Here is an 18,248-nt window from a genome sequence, read left to right on the forward strand (position 1 = left end):
CCACGCGGTCAATCTTGATTGCAGGGTAAGGAGCTGACCATGATAGGACCAGCGCCCCTTCTATTTTTATTATACCGTATCACTGCGCATTGTCAAGCTTTTTGCCCGCAAAAACCCCCGCTGACAGAGGGAAAAGTGTCAACGGGGGTCGGGGTGATGTCGTATTTCGGTGGGAACTCCTTCAGTCAGAACCTGACGATTCTGCCAGCTCCCTCGGCGAGGGGGCTGTCTGCGCAGCAGACTGGGGAAGTTGACGTTTGCCGTTTAATCGTCTGCGCTCTCGTCCAGATTGCCCAGCTTCTTGGCCTGCTCCACAACGGCAGGCACCAGCATCTCGGGCAGAACCTCGTAGCGGGCAAACTCGGTGGTGAACCAGCCGCGGCCCTGCGTGGTCTGCCGGATGAAGGTGGTAAAGTTTGCAAGCTCTGCCAGCGGCACTTCAGCGATGATGGTCTGCAGGCCGTCCTCGTCCGGCTCCATGCCCAGCACGCGGCCGCGGCGCTTGGTCACATCGCCCATGATATCGCCGGTGTTGTCGTTTGGCACATGAGCCTTCAGGGTGTGGATGGGTTCCAGAATGACCGGGCCGGCCTCCGGCATAGCGGCCTTGTAAGCCAGCTTTGCGGCCATAATAAAGGCCATCTCGGAGCTGTCCACCGGGTGGTAGCTGCCGTCCAGCAGGGTGGCTTTCAGGCCCACCACGGGGTAGCCTGCCAGCACGCCCTTTTCGGCGGCAAGGCGCACGCCCTTTTCAACAGCCGGGAAGAAGTTCTTGGGCACGCTGCCGCCGAACACCTTCTCCTCAAACACGACCTGCTCGCTGTCGCAGGGCTCGAAGTTGATGATAACATCACCGAACTGGCCGTGACCGCCGGTCTGCTTCTTATGACGGCCCTGCTTCTGGCAGGCCTTGCGGATGGATTCGCGGTAGGCGATGCGGGGGGCTTCCAGCCCGATCTCCACGCCGAACTTGTTCTTGAGCTTGGCCTTCACCACGTCCAGATGCTGCTCGCCCAGACCGCCGATCACCTGCTGATGGGTCTCGGCATTGTTCTCGTAGCTCAGGGTGGGGTCTTCTTCCATCAGGCGGGCCAGCGCGCTGCTGATCTTGCCCTCGTCGCCCTTCTTGGCCACAGTGACGGCCATGAACAGGCTGGGCTTGGGGAACACGGGGGCGGGCAGCTTGACCACGCGCTCAGCGTCGCACAGGGTGTCGCCGGTCTTGGCGCTCACCAGCTTTGCCACTGCGCCGATGTCACCGGCAATGATGCCGTCGGAGTCCACCTGCTTTTTGCCAATGACGGTGAGGGGCTTGGAGATCTTCTCCACATCGCCGGTGCGGGCGTTGGTGAGGGGTTCGCCTGCAGTCACCTTGCCGCTGACCACGCGCAGGTAGCTCAGCTTGCCCACGAACGGGTCGGCCACGGTCTTGAACACGTAGGCGGCGGTAGGCTCGTCCACGGTGCAGTGCAGTTCCACCGGTTCGCCGGCGGCATCCTCGGCCAGCGTGCTGGCTTCGTGCTCCGGGCTGGGCAGCAGCTTGTGCATGTTGAACAGCAGCATATCCAGTGCCTGCTGGTTCACGGCGCTGCCGCAGAACACGGGGGTGATCAGGCCGTCCTTGACGCCCTTGCGCATGCCTTCCACGATCTCCTCGGTGGTGAAGGCTTCGCCGCCGAAGAACTTTTCCATCAGCTCATCGTCAGTTTCGGCGATGGCTTCGCTCATGGCCTCGATCAGGCCCTGAAAACGGTGGCCGATGTCCGGCAGGTCCACCTGGATCTGCTTGCCGCCCTCGTACTTGAAGGCCTTCTGGCTGAACAGGTTGATGTACACGGGGGTGCCGTCGTCCAGCTTGGCGGGCACCACGCAGGGGCAGACGGTGGAGCCGAACTTGATCTTCATATCCTCAAGGATCTTGAAGTAGTTGGCATTCTCCAGATCGCACTTGGAGACGAACACCATGGTAGCCTTGCCATTCTTGCGGGCCAGCTGGAACGCCTTTTCCGCACCCACAGTCACGCCGCTGCGGCCGGACACCACCACCAGCACGCTCTCGGCTGCGCGGATGCCCTCGTACTCACCGGCCTCGAAGTCGAACAGGCCCGGCGCATCGATCAGGTTGTACTTGATGCCCTCGTACTCCACGGGGACGACCGATGCAGACAGGCTGGCCTTGCGCTTTGCTTCCTCGGGGTCAAAGTCCGAAACAGTAGTGCCGTCCTCAACACGGCCCATACGCTCGGCAGCGCCCGAAAAATAGACCAGCGCCTCGGTGAGCGTGGTCTTGCCGCTGCCGGCATGACCGGCAATCAGGATATTGCGGATGTTGTTGCTTGCGTATTTCATATCGGTTTTTCCCTCATTTCCGCCGCACGGAGCATTCTCTCCGCTTTTGTGGCATATTTTACAAAGATAATACCACACTCAAAATGATTTTTAAATATTTCGTTTGAAAATTCTGACGAATCAAGCGCCAAACTTCGGGGCAAGGTTTTGTGCAAGTTGCACGGCAGTGCCAAAGTTTATTGTAAAATCCACAGCGATACGCTATAATAAAAGGCAGAATACAGGCACAAGGAGCATACCGAAATGAAACGTATGGATTACATCAACTGGGATGAATATTTCATGGGCATTGCGCTGCTCACGGCCATGCGCTCCAAGGACCCCAACAGTCAGGTGGGCGCGTGCATCGTCAGCTCGGAAAACAAAATTCTGTCCTTGGGCTACAACGGTATGCCCATTGGCTGCAGCGACGACGAGATGCCCTGGGAGCGTGAGGGCGCACCGCTGGACACCAAGTATATGTACGTGTGCCACGCCGAGCTGAACGCCATCCTCAACAGCGCCCACAATAATCTGAAAGGTGCGCGGGTGTACGTGACGCTGTTCCCCTGCAACGAGTGCACCAAGGCCATCATCCAGTCGGGCATTGCCGAGGTGGTGTACTACGGCGACAAGTACCACGACAGCGATTCCAGCGTGGCGGCGCGGTTCATGTTCAAAAAGGCCGGCGTGAAGCTGACTGCCTATCAGTCCACCGGACGGAAGGCAGAGCTGGAGCTGTGAACTTTTTTCATAGCATCTTGACTTTTGTGTGGGATTGCATATACTAAGGGTAGGAAGTTGGTTAGAACATTCCATTGTATCCACGCACAAAAAAGAGCCCTCTCAGAGTTGCAGCTCCGAGAGGGTTCTTTTTGTGCTTACTTGCCCTTGCGGTGACTCTCAAGCCACTTGCACAGGAAGTGTGCAGCTACCTGTGCTGCGACAGCCACCAGAAAATTGGTTAGAATGGTGTCCATGATATCCACCCCCTTCTGTTGCCAGAATGGAGAAGGGCAGCACAGCCAGTATAGCATATCCGACAGGGTATTGCAATTTTTACAGGATATCATTATAATAGAACTATATATCGAATAAATATTCAACAATGCTTGCATAGAGAGGGAAATATACAATGAGTCTGAAGAACCGCAGCTTTTTAAAGCTATTGGACTACACCCCTGCCGAGATCGAAGAACTGCTGGACCTTGCCGCAGACCTGAAGGCAAAAAAGAAGGCCGGCATCCGCCACAATGACCAGCTGGCAGGCAAGAACATCGCCCTGATCTTTGAAAAGACCTCCACCCGCACCCGTTGCAGCTTCGAGGTCGCTGCCCACGATCTGGGCATGGAAGTGACCTACCTTGACCCGTCCGGCAGCCAGATCGGCAAGAAGGAGTCCATCGCCGACACTGCCCGTGTGCTGGGCCGCATGTTCGACGGCATCGAGTACCGGGGCTATGGCCAGCAGATCGTGGAAGACCTTGCCTACTACGCCGGTGTGCCGGTGTGGAACGGCCTGACCAACGAGTTCCATCCCACCCAGATCCTGGCTGACTTCCTCACCATCCGGGAGCACTTTGGCCATCTGAAGGGCATCAATTTCGTTTACTTCGGCGATGCCCGCTACAACATGGGCAACAGCCTGATGGTGGGCTGCGCTAAGATGGGCCTGAACTTCACCGCCTGTGCACCCAAGAAGTACCAGCCGGACGCTGCCCTCGTGGCCGAGTGCCAGAAGATCGCTGCCGAGACCGGTGCCACCCTCACCTTTGAGGAGGATTCCGCCAAGGCCGCCAAGGGTGCCGACGTGCTGTACACCGATGTGTGGGTGTCCATGGGTGAGCCGGTGGAGGTGTGGGCTGAGCGCATCAACGACCTTGCCGCCTACCAGATCAACCAGCAGCTGATGGACATTGCAGGCCCGCACGCTGTGTTCATGCACTGCCTGCCCGCCTTCCACGACCACAAGACCACCGTGGGCAAGGAGATGGGCGAGCGCTTTGGCCGCGATGCCATGGAAGTGACCGATGAAGTGTTTGAAGGCCCCCAGAGCATCGTGTTCGACGAAGCCGAGAACCGGATGCACACCATCAAGGCCGTGATGGCTGCGACCCTTGGCTATGTAAAATAACGGATCACAAATAAAAAAGGGAGGCTGCGTTAGGGGTGTCCAGTTAAGAAAACATTCTAAGGCGAGAGAGAAACGGTATAGCTTCGGCTATGCCGTTTCTTTCATTTTTGCCTGCTATCAAATACTTTGGACATTTCCAAAATCCCGATACCTTTGTAGTAGATATCTACCTCTTGCCTGCGGTTGATTTTGCTATGGGGATCGGTCGCCGCGTGAATGACGATCTTCTCAACGAACTCATGCAGGATACGGGGTGTCAGCTCCGGGATATCGGTGTACTGGCGGACAACGGACAGAAACCTATCAACATTGGCACTTTTGCTTTCTGCTTCTTCGATTTCCTCACGGAGCATTGCAGCCTGTGCCTGCAAGCCAGCCTGTTCCGCTTCATAGTCGGTGGACAGCTTGTGAAAACGCTCGTCTGTCAGCTTTCCGCTGATGTTGTCCTCATACAGCCGCTTGAAGATCATATCCAGTTCCGTGATACGCTTCTTACTTTCAGACAGTAGCCTGCGCTTTTTGGCAAGACCTTTATTGCGCTCCTTTACATCCATATCCATGACCATTTGAACGAAGCGGTTTTCATGGCTTCTTGCGAAGGACACAATCTCCCGCAGATTTTGAAGGATCAGTTCCTCCAGGATAACCGTTCGGATGGAGTGTGGTGTGTTGCATACCTGCTTTCCCTTACGGTAACCAGAGCAGATATAATATTCTTGATCCTTTCGGAAACCGGTCGCTCTGCACTGGTACAGGATCGAGCCACAATCGGCACAGTACATCATGCCGGAGAACATCCCCATTTCGCCCATCTTTGTCGGACGGCGCCGTGACTGCCGCGCCTGCTTTACAGCCTCGGCAATGGCTTCTGTCCAGATAGGTTCATGGGTATTTTCAAAGATGACCCATTCACTTTCGGGATTTTTAATTTTCTTTTTGCTCTTGTAGGACTTCTTTGTGGTCTTGAAGTTCACCGTATGCCCCAGGTACTCACGCCAGCGATCCATAATTCCCGCTATCGTGGTATTGTCCCAGCCATAGGGATCACCCTGCTTTTTTACATTACAAGGGATGCCTTTGCTTTCGTAGTAAGCGGCAGGAGTGAGGATTTTCCGCTCCCGCAGCTTTCGTGCTATCTGGGACGGTCCAAACCCATCCATAACATACAGCCCGATTTCATAGACCACATCGGCAGCCTCACGGTCAGGTATCCAATGTTTGCTGTCCTCCGGGTCCTTCATATACCCGTAGGGGGCACTGGTCGTCAAATGTTCCCCAGCGTTTCCCTTGACCTTCATAACGGCACGGATTTTCTTGCTGGTGTCTTTTGCATACCACTCATTGATGATATTGCGGAAGGGAGTAAACTCATTATCGCCCTGGGTGCTGTCCACCCCATCATTTACGGCGATAAAGTGAACATCATGTTCGGGGAACATGATCTCGGTATACATACCCACCTGCAGATAATCACGGCCAAAACGGGACATATCTTTGATGATGACCCGTTTGACGATCCCTGCCTCCACATCGGCGATCATCTCCTGGAAACCAGGTCGATTGAAGGTTGTTCCTGAAATGCCGTCGTCAATGTAAAAGCGGAAGTTGGTGTACCCGTGTTCAAGAGCGTACTTCTGTAAAATTTTCTTTTGGTTGATGATACTGTTGCTGTCACCCTGCAATTCATCGTCACGCGATAAACGGCAGTACAAAGCGGTAATAGCTTCGACGCTCATAGCGGTGTAAGGGAATTGAAGTGCGGCAGCGGTGTTTGACTGATGAAACATAATAACCTCCAATCTGGCAGTCAAACACGGTATGAAGTTCTATCTTCATTCTACCGCGTTTTGTTGGTTTTGTCTGCCTATGGAGGTCAAATTGCAGCAGCTTTTTTTCGGACATCATCCTTGATAAGCCGCTCTATTTTAGAAACCACACCGTCTTTTGTTTGTTCCAGGAAGAACGAATTGACGGTGAAGGTTGTATTTCCAATTTTCTTTTCGCTCCGTACTGGCGGGGCGAATTTGTTTTCAAAGTTTCTATCTTCTTGCATAGATTGACCCCTTTCATTGTTTGCAAGTTGATAAGCAATAAAAGAGGCAAAACGGACGGCTGCTGGCACAGCTCCACGGGAGTCTAACCCCGGCCCATGCTGATGGGTGCGGCGCACAATGCTTTGCGGGCGTTCAATGCGCGAGTATCTTTGACCCTGCCCGTGTGTCATCGCCCGCAAGCCGCCACGCTTGCTTTGCGGTCTGGTGCTGTTCGCTCGCCCGTTACAGTGGTCCCGTCCTGCGGACTTGAAACGAGGTCATGGCGCGCCGGCCGTATGGCTCGGCACAAACAGGAATGTATCCGTTTGCCTTATACTGCGGCGCTGGCCTCCCAACGGGCTTTCTTTGTCAAGGTGCTGCCTTCGGCCACGAAAGAGAGAAACAGGGAAAGGGTAAGCTGTTTCTGCTTTCAGACCGGGCTTGTCAGTTCATGCTGACAATGGAATGAATGAGCTTGATCTCTAATCGGCGCTTCATGTACTCGTCCACCCGAACATGGGGTTGGCCGTCAGGATCGTAAAGCGTCCGGGTGCAGAGCTTATTGATATAGCCCTCATAATACCGGAGTACCTGATCCACAGCCTGAGAGTCCCCGTCACGGGCGGCGTCGATTACCGAAAGAGGAAGAAGCTCTTTGCCCTTGTAAGTGGGTTTCTTCATACCTTCAACCTCCCTTCGGCATGAGTGCGGCCAACTTGATCCGCAGCTCGGTCAATGATTTTGCCCTTCGCCGCTGAACGGCGCTGCGAGACATTCCAACAAGGCGGCCAACCTCCTGATCCGGCAGGTCCAGAACAAAATGCAGGATCAAAATACTCTGCTCCTGAACAGACAAACCGGCGAAGGCATCAGCCACAAGCTCGTTTTCGATATGCAGGTCATACCCGTGGGACGAGAATGTAAATCTGTCACTGGGGTAGTGATCTATAACGCAGAGCTTGTCCATCTCCATTTGCGGAAGGTCGCTGAATGACAGTTCCCTGTCACGGCGCCTCTGCATTTCCCGGAGGTAGTCAATCGCCTCATGGTACAGTACCAGCTTGCAGTAAGCATCGAACTGGCACCGCTCGCCATAGTCATTGCGGGGGATCATATCCATCTTTTCACCCCCTTTCCTGGGGGAATGAGGTGGGTTTCTCCCTTTCCGCTAACAAGGCGAACGCGAAGCCGCTCGCTACCCGCTAAAAGCCTCCTTTTTGAAAATTTCTCAAAAATTTTTTTCGAGGTGGGCTTGTCCTCGGAAAACAGCAAAAAGCGCCCAGCAAGTCGCAACGAACCTGCTGGGCGCAGAAGTGTTTTATAAAGAAGATTGCTTACATGGTATAGTTCATACTCGAAGCCGGACTGCTCCGATGGAGGGGCTACGCTTTTTTTAGCTGGTGCAGATCATGGATACTGCGAAAAAGAGAAAAGGACACGGCAAAATAACCTCCCATCGGCTACCGTGTCCCTGCAAGTCGTCATTGGTTTGTGTAAACGCAAAGAAACGGCGGCTCTGAAATTGTCCTTCAAAACCGCCGATTGAGTTTAAACCTTAAAATAGCGCACGAAATTATCTGCCCCAGTCAACGGTTTTTTTCTTTCCCCGGACGGGGCAGATAACTTATTATGCAGAGCGGAACCGATGTGCGCTAATCGGTTCCTTGTACTTTCTCCTTCAGCTTTCGGAAAGATGTATCACTGATGGCGTGTTCGATCCGGCAAGCCTCCTGTTCTGCCGTTTCAAGATCAACGCCAGCGGCCACAAGCTGCTCCATAAAAAATCGGTGCCGCTCATAGATTTTCTCGGCAACCTCCTGACCTATGGCGGTCAGATGGAGAAATCCATCGTCATCCACGATCAGAAAACCACCGTTCTTCAAACCGCCCACCGCATGGCTGATGCTCGGTTTGCTAAAGCCCATGTGCCGGGCAAGATCAACGGAGCGAACCATGCCCTGTTTCCTTTGAAGAACCAACACGGCCTCTAAGTAATCCTCGCCTGACGCATATAGTTTCATTGCCTCCTCCTTCCCACGGCTATTTTAGTTTCCATCCAATCGCTTTCTTGCGAATACCAATGAAATCTGCATAAATACCAGGCTGCCTTATCAAATCCTCGTGTTTGCCTGTCTGAACAATGTGACCACCAGACAACACGAAAATTTGATCTGCGTTTCTGACTGTTTTTAGCCGATGAGCTATCATAATAACCGTTTTATTCTTTGTCAGTTCTGCAATAGCACCCATCAGAAGATTTTCATTTTCTGGATCGACGCTTGATGTAGCTTCGTCTAAAATGATGATAGGAGCGTCTTTCAGGATTGCTCTGGCAATCGAAATCCGTTGCTTTTCACCGCCGGACAATGTAGCGCCTCCCTCTCCAATTACGGTGCCATAACCATCTGGCAGGCTCATAATAAACTCATGGCAGCAAGCCTTTTGAGCTGCTTTTACAACTTCTTCATGGGAAGCCGCTGGATTGCCGAATTTGATATTATTTTCTATGGTATCAGCGAAAAGATATACCTTTTGGAATACTTCGCTAATATTGGTAAGCAGACTGTCCAGTGTGTAATCCCGCACATCTACACCGCCGATTGTAATTTTTCCTCCGTCAACATCCCAAAACCGGGCGATCAGGTTACAAAGCGTACTTTTTCCGGCACCGGACGGACCGACGATAGCCGTTACGGTTCTTTCGGGTATAGTCAGGCTCACATGATCCAGAACCTGGTGTTCGCCATAAGAAAAAGAAACATCATCAAAAACAATATTGTAATTTTCAGGCTTTACGGGTTTACCATGTTCGTCCATGACGGGAGTTTTGTCAATTTCGTTTACTTTGTCAATCGAAACATCCAGTAATCGCAGGAGCGCAGAAGTATTTCCGGCTGACTGAAGCTGACCAAAGAGCATAAAGGATGCTACTGTCATCAGCAGACAAATGGAAAGCGCCATTGTTCCATTCAGATAAAAGTACAGTCCCTCCACTATAACAAGAATACTTGTTCCGTAGAGAATAATCTGTTGCAGCATATTGTAAGGGACGAATGTGCGCTCCAATTTCAGGTTTTTATCCTTGCTGTCCAAGATTGCCTGTTTCATCTTGCTATTGGAACTATGACTGAGATTAAAGGATTTTACAATCAGCATTCCTTGAACATATTCCAACACATTAGAAACGAGAGTCTCCTGGGCTTGCTGTCTTTGCGGAGAAACCGTTTCCGATTTTTTCTGTAACCGGCTGATGCACCATGTAAAAAGCAGAATCCCGCACAAAATCGTCAGTCCGATCCGCCAGTCGATACAGAGCATAACGATAGTAATAATCGCTGCATGGATATATCCGCCTAATATGTTAGTCAACACCATAGAAGCATTATTTTCAATATCGCCCATAGTAGTGGTGACAACAGAAGTCAGATTCCCTAAATTATGATCGCTAAAATACCCCATCGGCATATATTTCATGCGATCTCCAATATGAATCCGCTTCTCCGCGCACATAAAATATCCAATTTGCACCTTGCCAAAATCTGAAATATAGCTGCAACAAATTTTAAGCATCATACTCGTCAAAGTGATTCCAAATATCATCCAGATCATAGAAGTAGTAAAACCGTCTATTAAACCCGAAAACACCAGGACTAATGCTCCAAAAGACATCATATCAAAAAGGGAGTGCAGGACGGAAAACAGGATGGTTTTTTTCATTGTCCCCTGCATTTTTCCTGAAAACTGATAAATTTTGCTTAACGTATCTATCATCGTTCACACCTCCTATGCCACATCTTTTGTATCCATGTGCGCTTTCCACATTTCCTGATAGAGCATACAGGAAGTCAGCAGGTTTTCATGTGTTCCCTCGCCTATAATCTGCCCGTCTTTCACGACAACAATTTTATCTGCGTCGGTAATCGTCGAAAGACGGTGGGCAATCATCAGAACGGTTTTTCCGGCAATTACTTTCGCCATTGCCTCCTGGATTAACGCTTCATTCTCAGCGTCAATGTAGGCAGTTGCCTCGTCAAGAATAACAATCGGCGCATTTTTCAATACAGCGCGGGCAATCGCAATCCTCTGGCGTTCGCCGCCTGACAAATGACCTCCGGCACCGCCGACAACTGTCTGGAATCCATTCTCCAGATTCAGAATGAAATCGTAACAGCCGCAATCTCTGGCGGCCTGATATACTTCTTCATCCGTTGCGGATGGTTTTCCCATACGGATATTTTCTAAAACAGTTTCGTCAAAAAGATAGTTGTCCTGTGAAATATAAGCGATGTTATCCATAAGCTGTGACAACGGAATTTTGCGAATATCTATTCCATCTAACTTGACAGTTCCGTTTGTTACGTCCCAAAATCCCGCAATCAGCTTCGTAATGGTAGACTTGCCGCCGCCACTGGGGCCGACAAAAGCGGTAATGCTGTTTTCTGGAATAGAAAGGTTGATATTTTTTAGCAACGGCTTTTCGCTTTCATACGAAAAGCTGACGTTTTCTAACACAATATTGGAAGAATGAATAGACACCGGCGTTTCCGGGCGATCCAGTTCTTTTTCATCCAATACGGCGCACAATTCCCCGACTACTGATTTCATTTGAGAAATGCTGTCCGTAAAGTTCATGGCATTTAAAATTGGTGTGATAATACCCAATGACAGCACGATACAGGTAACAAATGCCGGAACGCTCAGGCTCCCGTTCCGGTACAGGACACAGCCAATAGGAAGAACACACACTAACACACTGGGCCAGATTGTAACAAGCATGGATTTGTAAAGCTGCACGCTTTTCATCCAGTTCACAGCATAGGACGCATTATCTTCAACGGCATCTGAATATTTCTGGTAAGAATTAGCAGACTGATTAAACGCCTTAATGACTTCTATCCCGCCGATATACTCAACCACAGTGCTGGTCATTTTACGCACGCGCATAATAAGACCCTGGAATTTTTCTTCATATCCATTTGCCATTCCCTTATAGCACAACATACCAATCGGCAGGGTAATCAATGCAGCCAGCGCCATTCTCCAATCCAAAAACAGTAGGTAAATCAGAATACAAATTGGAATACAGAGATTCGCTGTCAGCTCCGGTACTAAATGCGCAAGGGTCGTTTCCATTCCCTCCACACGATCTACCAAGACATTTTTTAATTCTCCCGATGGGGTGTTAATCATATAGCCCATCGGAACCCTGGTAAGTTTATCTGCTAGTTTCAGGCGGATTTCCGCCAGAGTTGCGAAAGTGGCCGTATGGGAAACTAAAGTAGATAAATTTGCAAAGCATACTTTTCCAAGGAAACCAATTCCCGCAATTAGACACCACTCCATATAGACGGCCACAGATGTCTCTCCATCCATCAAGAGAATCACAATTTTTGAAACTGCAAAAAACGGCAACAATCCGGCGGCAACACCCAGGATTGCCAGAATCACTGAAAGAACATATTCACCCTTATATGGAGCGGCAAGTTCCATCAGTCTGGACATGGGATTATCTTTCTTGTCCATTTCACATACGCTCCTTTTCATAAAAATAGAGGTTGGTTAAACAATTCTAACCAACCTCTATTATAGTCGTTCGGCTATTTTTCGCCACTCTGATAGGGCTTTAAACCCTCCATTTAGACATTGGATTATATTTATTCCGCAGGCTGTACGTTATCGATCTCAAAGAACTGTGGCACGCTGGAGAAAGTATATCCGGCGATTTTGGAGGAATTATATACAACCAGATCCTTAGAATAGGAGATCGGAAGGTCAATCACATTGTCGTTGGAAACATTCAGTGCAGTAGCAATCGCACTCTGAACCACTTCGGGATCAGCAGAGGTGGAGAACGCATTTACCGCATCCGAATAGCTCTGGAAATCCTCAAGTGCCTGCAAGGAAATAGCATGAGGATCAGCACCGAGGGATTCCTGCAGGAACTTGTGCGGTTCAGTATAAGACCCTTCTGTATTCCATGTTGTAATGTCATAATTTCCTGCAACGCCTTCGGTCCACCAGGTCATCTGATCCTGGCCGGTAGTGGTTACGTCAATACCAACCTCTGCAAGCTGGGTCTTAATTGCAAGAGCCATGTCCTGTGCAAGAGAAAGATCAGTCCAATAGGTGTAATTCAGGGAAAGCTGCTGTCCATCTTTTTCACGGATACCAGTGCTTTCATTCATCACCCATCCAGCTTCATCCAGAAGTGCATTTGCTTTATCCAGATCATAGCTCCATGTGCTGTTATAAGTAATGTCTGTGTAGGGCGCTCCGGGTGCAAACAGGCTGGTGGCCGGAGTTTCGTATCCATAGGTCAGGCCCTTGGTGATTTCTTCCTTATTGACAGCGTATGCAATCGCCTGGCGAACCTTAAGATCGCTCAAAATTTCGCTGGACGCATTCAGAACCAGGTTCCGGGTCAGGGTATTTCCATCATTGATTGCGCCCTCGATCCCATCCAGAGAAAGAGCCTGATTATAGTCATCATAGCTGAGAAGGTCAGCACCGTAAATCAGGTCAACCTCACCAGTCTGTAATGCCTGAAGTCTGGAAGATGCCTCCGGGATATACTTTATGACAACTTCATCATAGTAAGGAGCTTCGCCCCAATAGTTTTCATTTCTGACAAAACGGGTGCAGTCACCGGAAATCATTTCTTCGCGGATGTATGGACCAGTGCCGACAACATCTGTGAATGTCTGGAAGTTTTCAGCTTCAAACACATTCGGGGACATCATACCAGCAACATTCTGGAAGCAGAAGTCATTGATATAAGAGAAGCAAGGGGCAGCATAATGAACAGCCACCGTGTACTCGTCAACAACCTCTACGCTTTCAATGTTGTAAATGCCCTTGATACCGCTAAAATTAGGGTTGGAACGGTCAAAGTCCAGAATTTCCTTTACGCTTTCCGCATTAAAAGCGGCTCCATCTGTAAAAGCAACATCCTGACGGAGCTTAAAGGTAAGGACAGTATTTGTCTCATCCCATCCCCATTCCTCGGCCAGTTCGGGAACAATTTCCCCGTCCTCATAGGCGACTAAAGTCTCATAGACCAGGCCACAGGCAATATTGTTTTCCTTGTTCATGGTCAGTGTCGTAAGGCTGTCCAATTCCTTAGCCGTGACGATCGTCAGTACCTTCGCTTCGTTTTCACCGCCAGTCTGCGTCTGATCGGAGGTATCATTCTGACCACAGCCGACCATAGACAGAAGCATACTCACGCCCAATGCAGCGGCGAGAAGTTTCTTGTAAATCTGTTTCATGTTATCCTTGTCCTTTCTGGTTTGATAATTGATCTATTAGATAGCCTTGCTCGGCGATCCGTCCCTCCCGCATGATGATAATCCGATTTGCAATACGCATTGCGTCCTTTCTGCTATGCGTAATGAAAATGCAGGAGCTGCCGGATAGCTTCACAAAGTTCTCTACTAAAGTAAGTACGGCATCCGCCGAAATCAGGTCAAGCCCGCTGGTCACTTCATCCATGATTAAGTAATCTGGTTCCACGGCAATCGCCCGAAGCAAAGAGAGACGCCTCTGTTCGCCGCCCGAAAGCTGACGGACAGGAGTTTCCAAAAGCCTATAATCCATGTGTACGGCATCCATCAAATCTAAAATATGTTTTTTTCTCTCAGCTCTTTTCTTATCAGTTAAGTTCACCAGTGCTTCTTCCACATTTGCGTATGCGGACCTGGCAGGATTTAAAGTGCCGGAAGAATCCTGAAAGACCGCCTGTATTTTTTTACGATGCTGTTTCCATGTTCGATAATTCCAACAGGTTATATCTTCACCATCCAGTAATATCTTTCCCGAAGTGGGTTTCTCAAGTCCAATCAGAAGTCTTGCGAGCGTACTCTTTCCTGATCCGCTTTCTCCCTCAATAGCAATATTTTCGCCCTTGCTAAGACGGAGATTGATGCCCGAAAGTGCATTGAAATCTCCCTGATTCGCATTATGATATACCTGATTTACATTCTGGATTACAATTTCTCCCATTTCCATTCACCCCGACTTTCCCTATGGCTCAACGCGGAAAATTGTTTCATCCAGTCTGTCTGCGGACTTGACAAGAGTTTATCCATCGTTCCATGCTCAATAATTTTTCCGGCTCCCAGAACATAAACGTTCTGACATAAGTTTTTAAGTGCGGCCACATCATGGGATACAAATAATATGCCTTTGTCCTTCATTTGCTCCTGCATGATGAGAAGCAATAAATCCCTGTTTTCTTCATCCAATGCAGCGGTTGGTTCATCGGCTAAAACATAATCCGGCGACATTCCCAATAAGATTGCCGCAGCTACTCGTTGTAGCATTCCGCCTGATAGTTCAGACGGATACGCCCCCAAAATCCGATCCGTGTCTTTTAGATTCACGGAAACCAGTTTCTCTTTCGCCAGGTCAGTTGCTTCACTTGTATTCAAATGCAAACGATTGACAAAGGTTTCCCGCATCTGATAACCGATTTTTAATCGGCTGTCAAAAGCCGTCATAGGGTTCTGGGGGATAAATCCAAGCTTTTTCCCACAAAGCTCACGATGTGACTTGCGGGAAAGATGTGATAAATCTATATCGTCCAACAAAATCTTCCCGGCATCAATATGACAGCTTGTATGAAGCATTCCCAAAATGCTCCGCAGCAAAGTTGTTTTTCCAGAGCCGCTTTTACCTGTAAGTCCAATCACACGGCCTGCAGGAATTTCCATAGATATGTCTTTCAGAAGGTAGCGGCCTGACCGTTCCTTGACATCTAACTGTTCAATTTTTAACATCACTCTGCCTCCTTCGTTGTCAACTGCCTGCCAATGACGTTAAAGCAGAGTGTCGATAAAATTACTGCCCCTATTGGATAGAGAATCATGGTCGGGTGAAGAACCAAAGCACCCCTTGCGTCTAAAATCATACTTCCCCAATCTACTACATTATCACCAAGCCCTAATCCAATAAAGGAAAATCCGGTAATAGCCAGAATCATATCCGCACAGGAAAGGCACAGAAAGCGAATCATTTCGGCAATCAAATTCGGGAAAATATGAATCAGCATGATTCTGAGCTTTGAAGCGCCGGAAGCGATTGCACACATGACATAGGCTTTTCCCATTTCCATGTCGGTACGGGTACGAACCAGTTTTATGTATCTCAAAATGTAAGACACAGTGAGCGCGACAAGAGTAGTTTTCGCTCCGCTGCCCCAGGCTCCAATAAACACAATCAAATACGCAATCGGAGGAATAGCCGTGACAGCGTTAATCAGTCCATCTATCAGCGCATTTTCTTTCATAACGGCCCGGCTCGTCACCATTCCAATGACAGTACCAATCAGAAAAACAATAAGAGAGCCGCCTAATACAATCCCCAGCGTTGTCCATCCGCCATAAAGAATCCGCGACAGAATGCAGCGGCCTAACGCATCCGTACCAAACGGATATTCTGCACTGGGATCAGCATATCTCGCCAACAGATTTGATTTCATCGGATCGTTGGGAGCAAATAAAAATCCGATGAAAAAGAAAATAATCACAAGTGTCGGAATAAGGAGCGCAAACCGTTTCCGAAAACGCTTAGCGTTCATTTATGCCACCCCCTTTTTACGCCCGATTGCCCACTGCACCAAGTCAGCGGCAATGTTGCAAAGAGCAATCGCCAGCGCCAGAAAAAACACCTCGGCGTGTATCATGGGAGTATCGCGATCAAGCACATGGTTTACAATCAGATAACCAAATCCCGGAATTGAAAAAATGGATTCAATCACCGTTGCGTTAGCCAGTGCCAAACCAATGCTTTGTAAAAAGTTTGGAACTAAACCCATCGCTGCCCGCGGAAAAAAATGGCACAGCAAAAGCCTTTTTTCCGAAAGCCCACGGCAACGGGCATAAAATGCGTAATCCTCGTTGCTTTCATGCTCCAGAGCATCCATCAGAAGCGGCGTATAGAAAGAAGCCCCGAATACGCCAATGCAGATTGCCGGAGATATGTAGCTGAGTAGGGTTGTATTTCCTGCCACAGAAATTAAGGACTTTTGAACAGCAAAATAATCCAGATAAACGGTTGCCAAATAGAAAGAGGGTATGGACACACCCAAAATGCACAAAAGCCTGACTGCCTTTTTCGGAAGTTTCCACGGAAGTAAAAAGGCAATACAACTAACGATTACAATGAAAACAACCTGAAAGATAGATGCCAGAGCTACAATTCCAAGCGTTTTCGGAAAGGCTGTGGCAATATCCGTCCAAACATCATGTCCATTTGCCAAAGAAACGCTTAAATCAAAATGCAGTAAGTCCCATACCCAACGGCCATACTGGACAAGCAATGGTTTATCAAAACCTAACTGAATCCGAATTTTTTCAATCTGCTCCGCTGTGGGGTTTCCGATCATCCTCTTTGCATAAGCTGTGGCCGGATCAACGGATGACAGTCTCATCAGCAAGAAAGACAACAGAGTTACAAACAGTAAAGTAAATATCAGTTCAATCAGTTTCCGTAGGATATATTTTCTCATATCCTGTTTCATAATACCGACTCCTTTGAGAGTTAGAGGGGGCTAACCTCCATGTAAAAAGAAAGAGCGTCTGCACGACGCTCTTAAATCATCTGCTCGTACAGATGATAGTATATTGTATCTGCTATTTTGCTGCCACTCTAAAAAGACCAAACATCCCCTATTTGGACAACTTTTTTCGGAACTCGGAAGGCAGTTCTCCAAATTCCTTTTTGAATACCTCGGAAAATTTACTGGGATTATCATATCCCATTTTAGCCGCAATTTCTGTTATGCTGTCAGAAGTATCCCGAAGCAAGATCGTAGCAGCCTGCATACGATAGGATTTCATATAAGCATAAATAGAACACCCATAAACGCCCTTGAAGCAAACCTTCATTGAGGTAAGAGGAATTTCAAATTTTTCTGATAGCTCCTGCAAAGTATAATGGTTGCGAAGATCGGCTGTCATATATTCCTGTACTTTCTTTATTGTTTGTACTTGATTTCTTGCAAAATATCTTCGTTCTTCCTGGTAATCCTGAAGCGAAACCTGATTCAGAAACATCAGCAATTCCAGCACTTTCACTTTCAAATAGTAAGCAATCATCCGAGGCTCCACCCGATAAAGTTCCGAAAAAATATGTTCGATTTCGCTTTGGGTTCTTAATACAACGCAGGTGTCATTTTTGCAAAATTTATCTGCAATCGAAAAGACATCTATATTCAGCCCACCAATCACACTTTCTATCCGCTTCATAGTTTGATCTGCCGTAGGCAGATCAATGGTAATAGAAATGCCGTGATAATGCGACAACGGAAAGTAAGTTGATGTAGTTTCGTTTGTCAGGCGGTTAATTGCAAGATCGCCAGCACCGACATACTGATAATCTCCATTAGCAAATTCGCATTCAAAACGTCCCTCCCGGCAATGATTGATTTCAAGTACATCAGAGTGCGGAAGCTTGTTTTGATTCTGTCCATCGCTCATGTGAAAATCATTATAGAATAATTCAATACCCGGAAGAATTTCATAACGAGTGATAACACCCTCTCCAGTTACGTTTTTCATTCTGTAAATGGAGCAGCCATCTTCGCTGACAATTTTTTGAATTTCCGGATCAAAAAAGTCTGTAAATTGCTGTTCGCTCATTTGTATTTCCTCCCTGGTTAGCATAAGCAAACCACGGTTAGTATAGCATATTTTCATGGCCGCAGTCCATGGATGTTTTTTGAATTTTGAAGTATGCGTGTTGATTCTCTATCC

Annotated in this window: 16 protein-coding genes; 2 read left to right on the top strand and 14 right to left on the bottom strand. The window is 48.6% G+C overall.

Annotation, left to right across the window (positions count from 1 at the left end):
- Positions 1 to 264: 264 nt before the first annotated feature.
- A complete protein-coding gene (locus QZL71_RS07505) occupies positions 265 to 2,349 on the bottom strand; it encodes an elongation factor G (RefSeq protein ID WP_120081154.1) in 2,085 nt (694 codons plus the stop codon).
- 243 nt (positions 2,350 to 2,592) lie between these two features.
- Between QZL71_RS07505 and QZL71_RS07510 the strand changes: the two genes are divergently transcribed.
- Both QZL71_RS07510 and argF read left to right on the top strand, forming a co-directional pair.
- Complete coding sequence (locus QZL71_RS07510) at positions 2,593 to 3,072, top strand: deoxycytidylate deaminase (RefSeq protein WP_294648395.1); 480 nt, start codon at positions 2,593 to 2,595, stop codon at positions 3,070 to 3,072.
- A 391-nt stretch (positions 3,073 to 3,463) separates the two neighbouring features.
- On the top strand, positions 3,464 to 4,462 hold the full coding sequence (gene argF, locus QZL71_RS07515; RefSeq protein WP_294648396.1) for an ornithine carbamoyltransferase: 999 nt from the start codon (positions 3,464 to 3,466) through the stop codon (positions 4,460 to 4,462).
- A 101-nt stretch (positions 4,463 to 4,563) separates the two neighbouring features.
- Here the strand turns inward: argF and QZL71_RS07520 are convergent, their stop codons facing one another.
- From QZL71_RS07520 to QZL71_RS07580, 13 genes are all read right to left on the bottom strand, one after another.
- Positions 4,564 to 6,249 carry a recombinase family protein gene (locus QZL71_RS07520; protein ID WP_294648397.1) on the bottom strand — a complete coding sequence of 562 codons (1,686 nt, stop codon included), beginning with the start codon at positions 6,247 to 6,249 and terminating at the stop codon, positions 4,564 to 4,566.
- An 86-nt stretch (positions 6,250 to 6,335) separates the two neighbouring features.
- A complete protein-coding gene (locus tag QZL71_RS07525) occupies positions 6,336 to 6,686 on the bottom strand; it encodes a transposon-encoded TnpW family protein (RefSeq protein ID WP_294648398.1) in 351 nt (116 codons plus the stop codon).
- Positions 6,687 to 6,939: 253 nt separating this feature from the next.
- Positions 6,940 to 7,176 (bottom strand): helix-turn-helix domain-containing protein, encoded by a 237-nt coding sequence (locus tag QZL71_RS07530; RefSeq protein WP_117863054.1) that lies wholly within the window; start codon positions 7,174 to 7,176, stop codon positions 6,940 to 6,942.
- A gap of 4 nt (positions 7,177 to 7,180) precedes the next feature.
- A complete protein-coding gene (locus tag QZL71_RS07535; RefSeq protein ID WP_117863053.1) occupies positions 7,181 to 7,615 on the bottom strand; it encodes a sigma-70 family RNA polymerase sigma factor in 435 nt (144 codons plus the stop codon).
- Between the two features lie 532 nt (positions 7,616 to 8,147).
- Complete coding sequence (locus tag QZL71_RS07540) at positions 8,148 to 8,516, bottom strand: metal-dependent transcriptional regulator (RefSeq protein WP_227104891.1); 369 nt, start codon at positions 8,514 to 8,516, stop codon at positions 8,148 to 8,150.
- A 19-nt stretch (positions 8,517 to 8,535) separates the two neighbouring features.
- A complete protein-coding gene (locus QZL71_RS07545; RefSeq protein WP_294648399.1) occupies positions 8,536 to 10,266 on the bottom strand; it encodes an ABC transporter ATP-binding protein in 1,731 nt (576 codons plus the stop codon).
- A gap of 12 nt (positions 10,267 to 10,278) precedes the next feature.
- Positions 10,279 to 12,018 (bottom strand): ABC transporter ATP-binding protein, encoded by a 1,740-nt coding sequence (locus tag QZL71_RS07550; protein ID WP_294648400.1) that lies wholly within the window; start codon positions 12,016 to 12,018, stop codon positions 10,279 to 10,281.
- A gap of 131 nt (positions 12,019 to 12,149) precedes the next feature.
- Positions 12,150 to 13,763, bottom strand: coding sequence for a nickel ABC transporter substrate-binding protein (locus QZL71_RS07555; RefSeq protein WP_294648401.1), 1,614 nt, complete (start codon positions 13,761 to 13,763; stop codon positions 12,150 to 12,152).
- A gap of 1 nt (position 13,764) precedes the next feature.
- Positions 13,765 to 14,502, bottom strand: a complete 738-nt coding sequence (locus QZL71_RS07560; RefSeq protein WP_294648402.1) for an ATP-binding cassette domain-containing protein — start codon at positions 14,500 to 14,502, stop codon at positions 13,765 to 13,767.
- Positions 14,481 to 15,272, bottom strand: a complete 792-nt coding sequence (locus tag QZL71_RS07565; RefSeq protein ID WP_118760973.1) for an ATP-binding cassette domain-containing protein — start codon at positions 15,270 to 15,272, stop codon at positions 14,481 to 14,483. The genes QZL71_RS07560 and QZL71_RS07565 overlap by 22 nt, the downstream gene beginning before the upstream one ends.
- Positions 15,272 to 16,072 (bottom strand): ABC transporter permease, encoded by an 801-nt coding sequence (locus QZL71_RS07570; RefSeq protein WP_227104903.1) that lies wholly within the window; start codon positions 16,070 to 16,072, stop codon positions 15,272 to 15,274. The genes QZL71_RS07565 and QZL71_RS07570 overlap by 1 nt, the downstream gene beginning before the upstream one ends.
- Positions 16,073 to 17,014 (bottom strand): ABC transporter permease, encoded by a 942-nt coding sequence (locus QZL71_RS07575; protein ID WP_227104905.1) that lies wholly within the window; start codon positions 17,012 to 17,014, stop codon positions 16,073 to 16,075.
- 148 nt (positions 17,015 to 17,162) lie between these two features.
- Positions 17,163 to 18,134, bottom strand: coding sequence for a helix-turn-helix domain-containing protein (locus QZL71_RS07580; RefSeq protein WP_294648403.1), 972 nt, complete (start codon positions 18,132 to 18,134; stop codon positions 17,163 to 17,165).
- Positions 18,135 to 18,248: the final 114 nt, after the last annotated feature.

This window comes from uncultured Faecalibacterium sp., assembly GCF_900066275.1.
Lineage (GTDB): Bacteria > Bacillota > Clostridia > Oscillospirales > Ruminococcaceae > Faecalibacterium > Faecalibacterium taiwanense.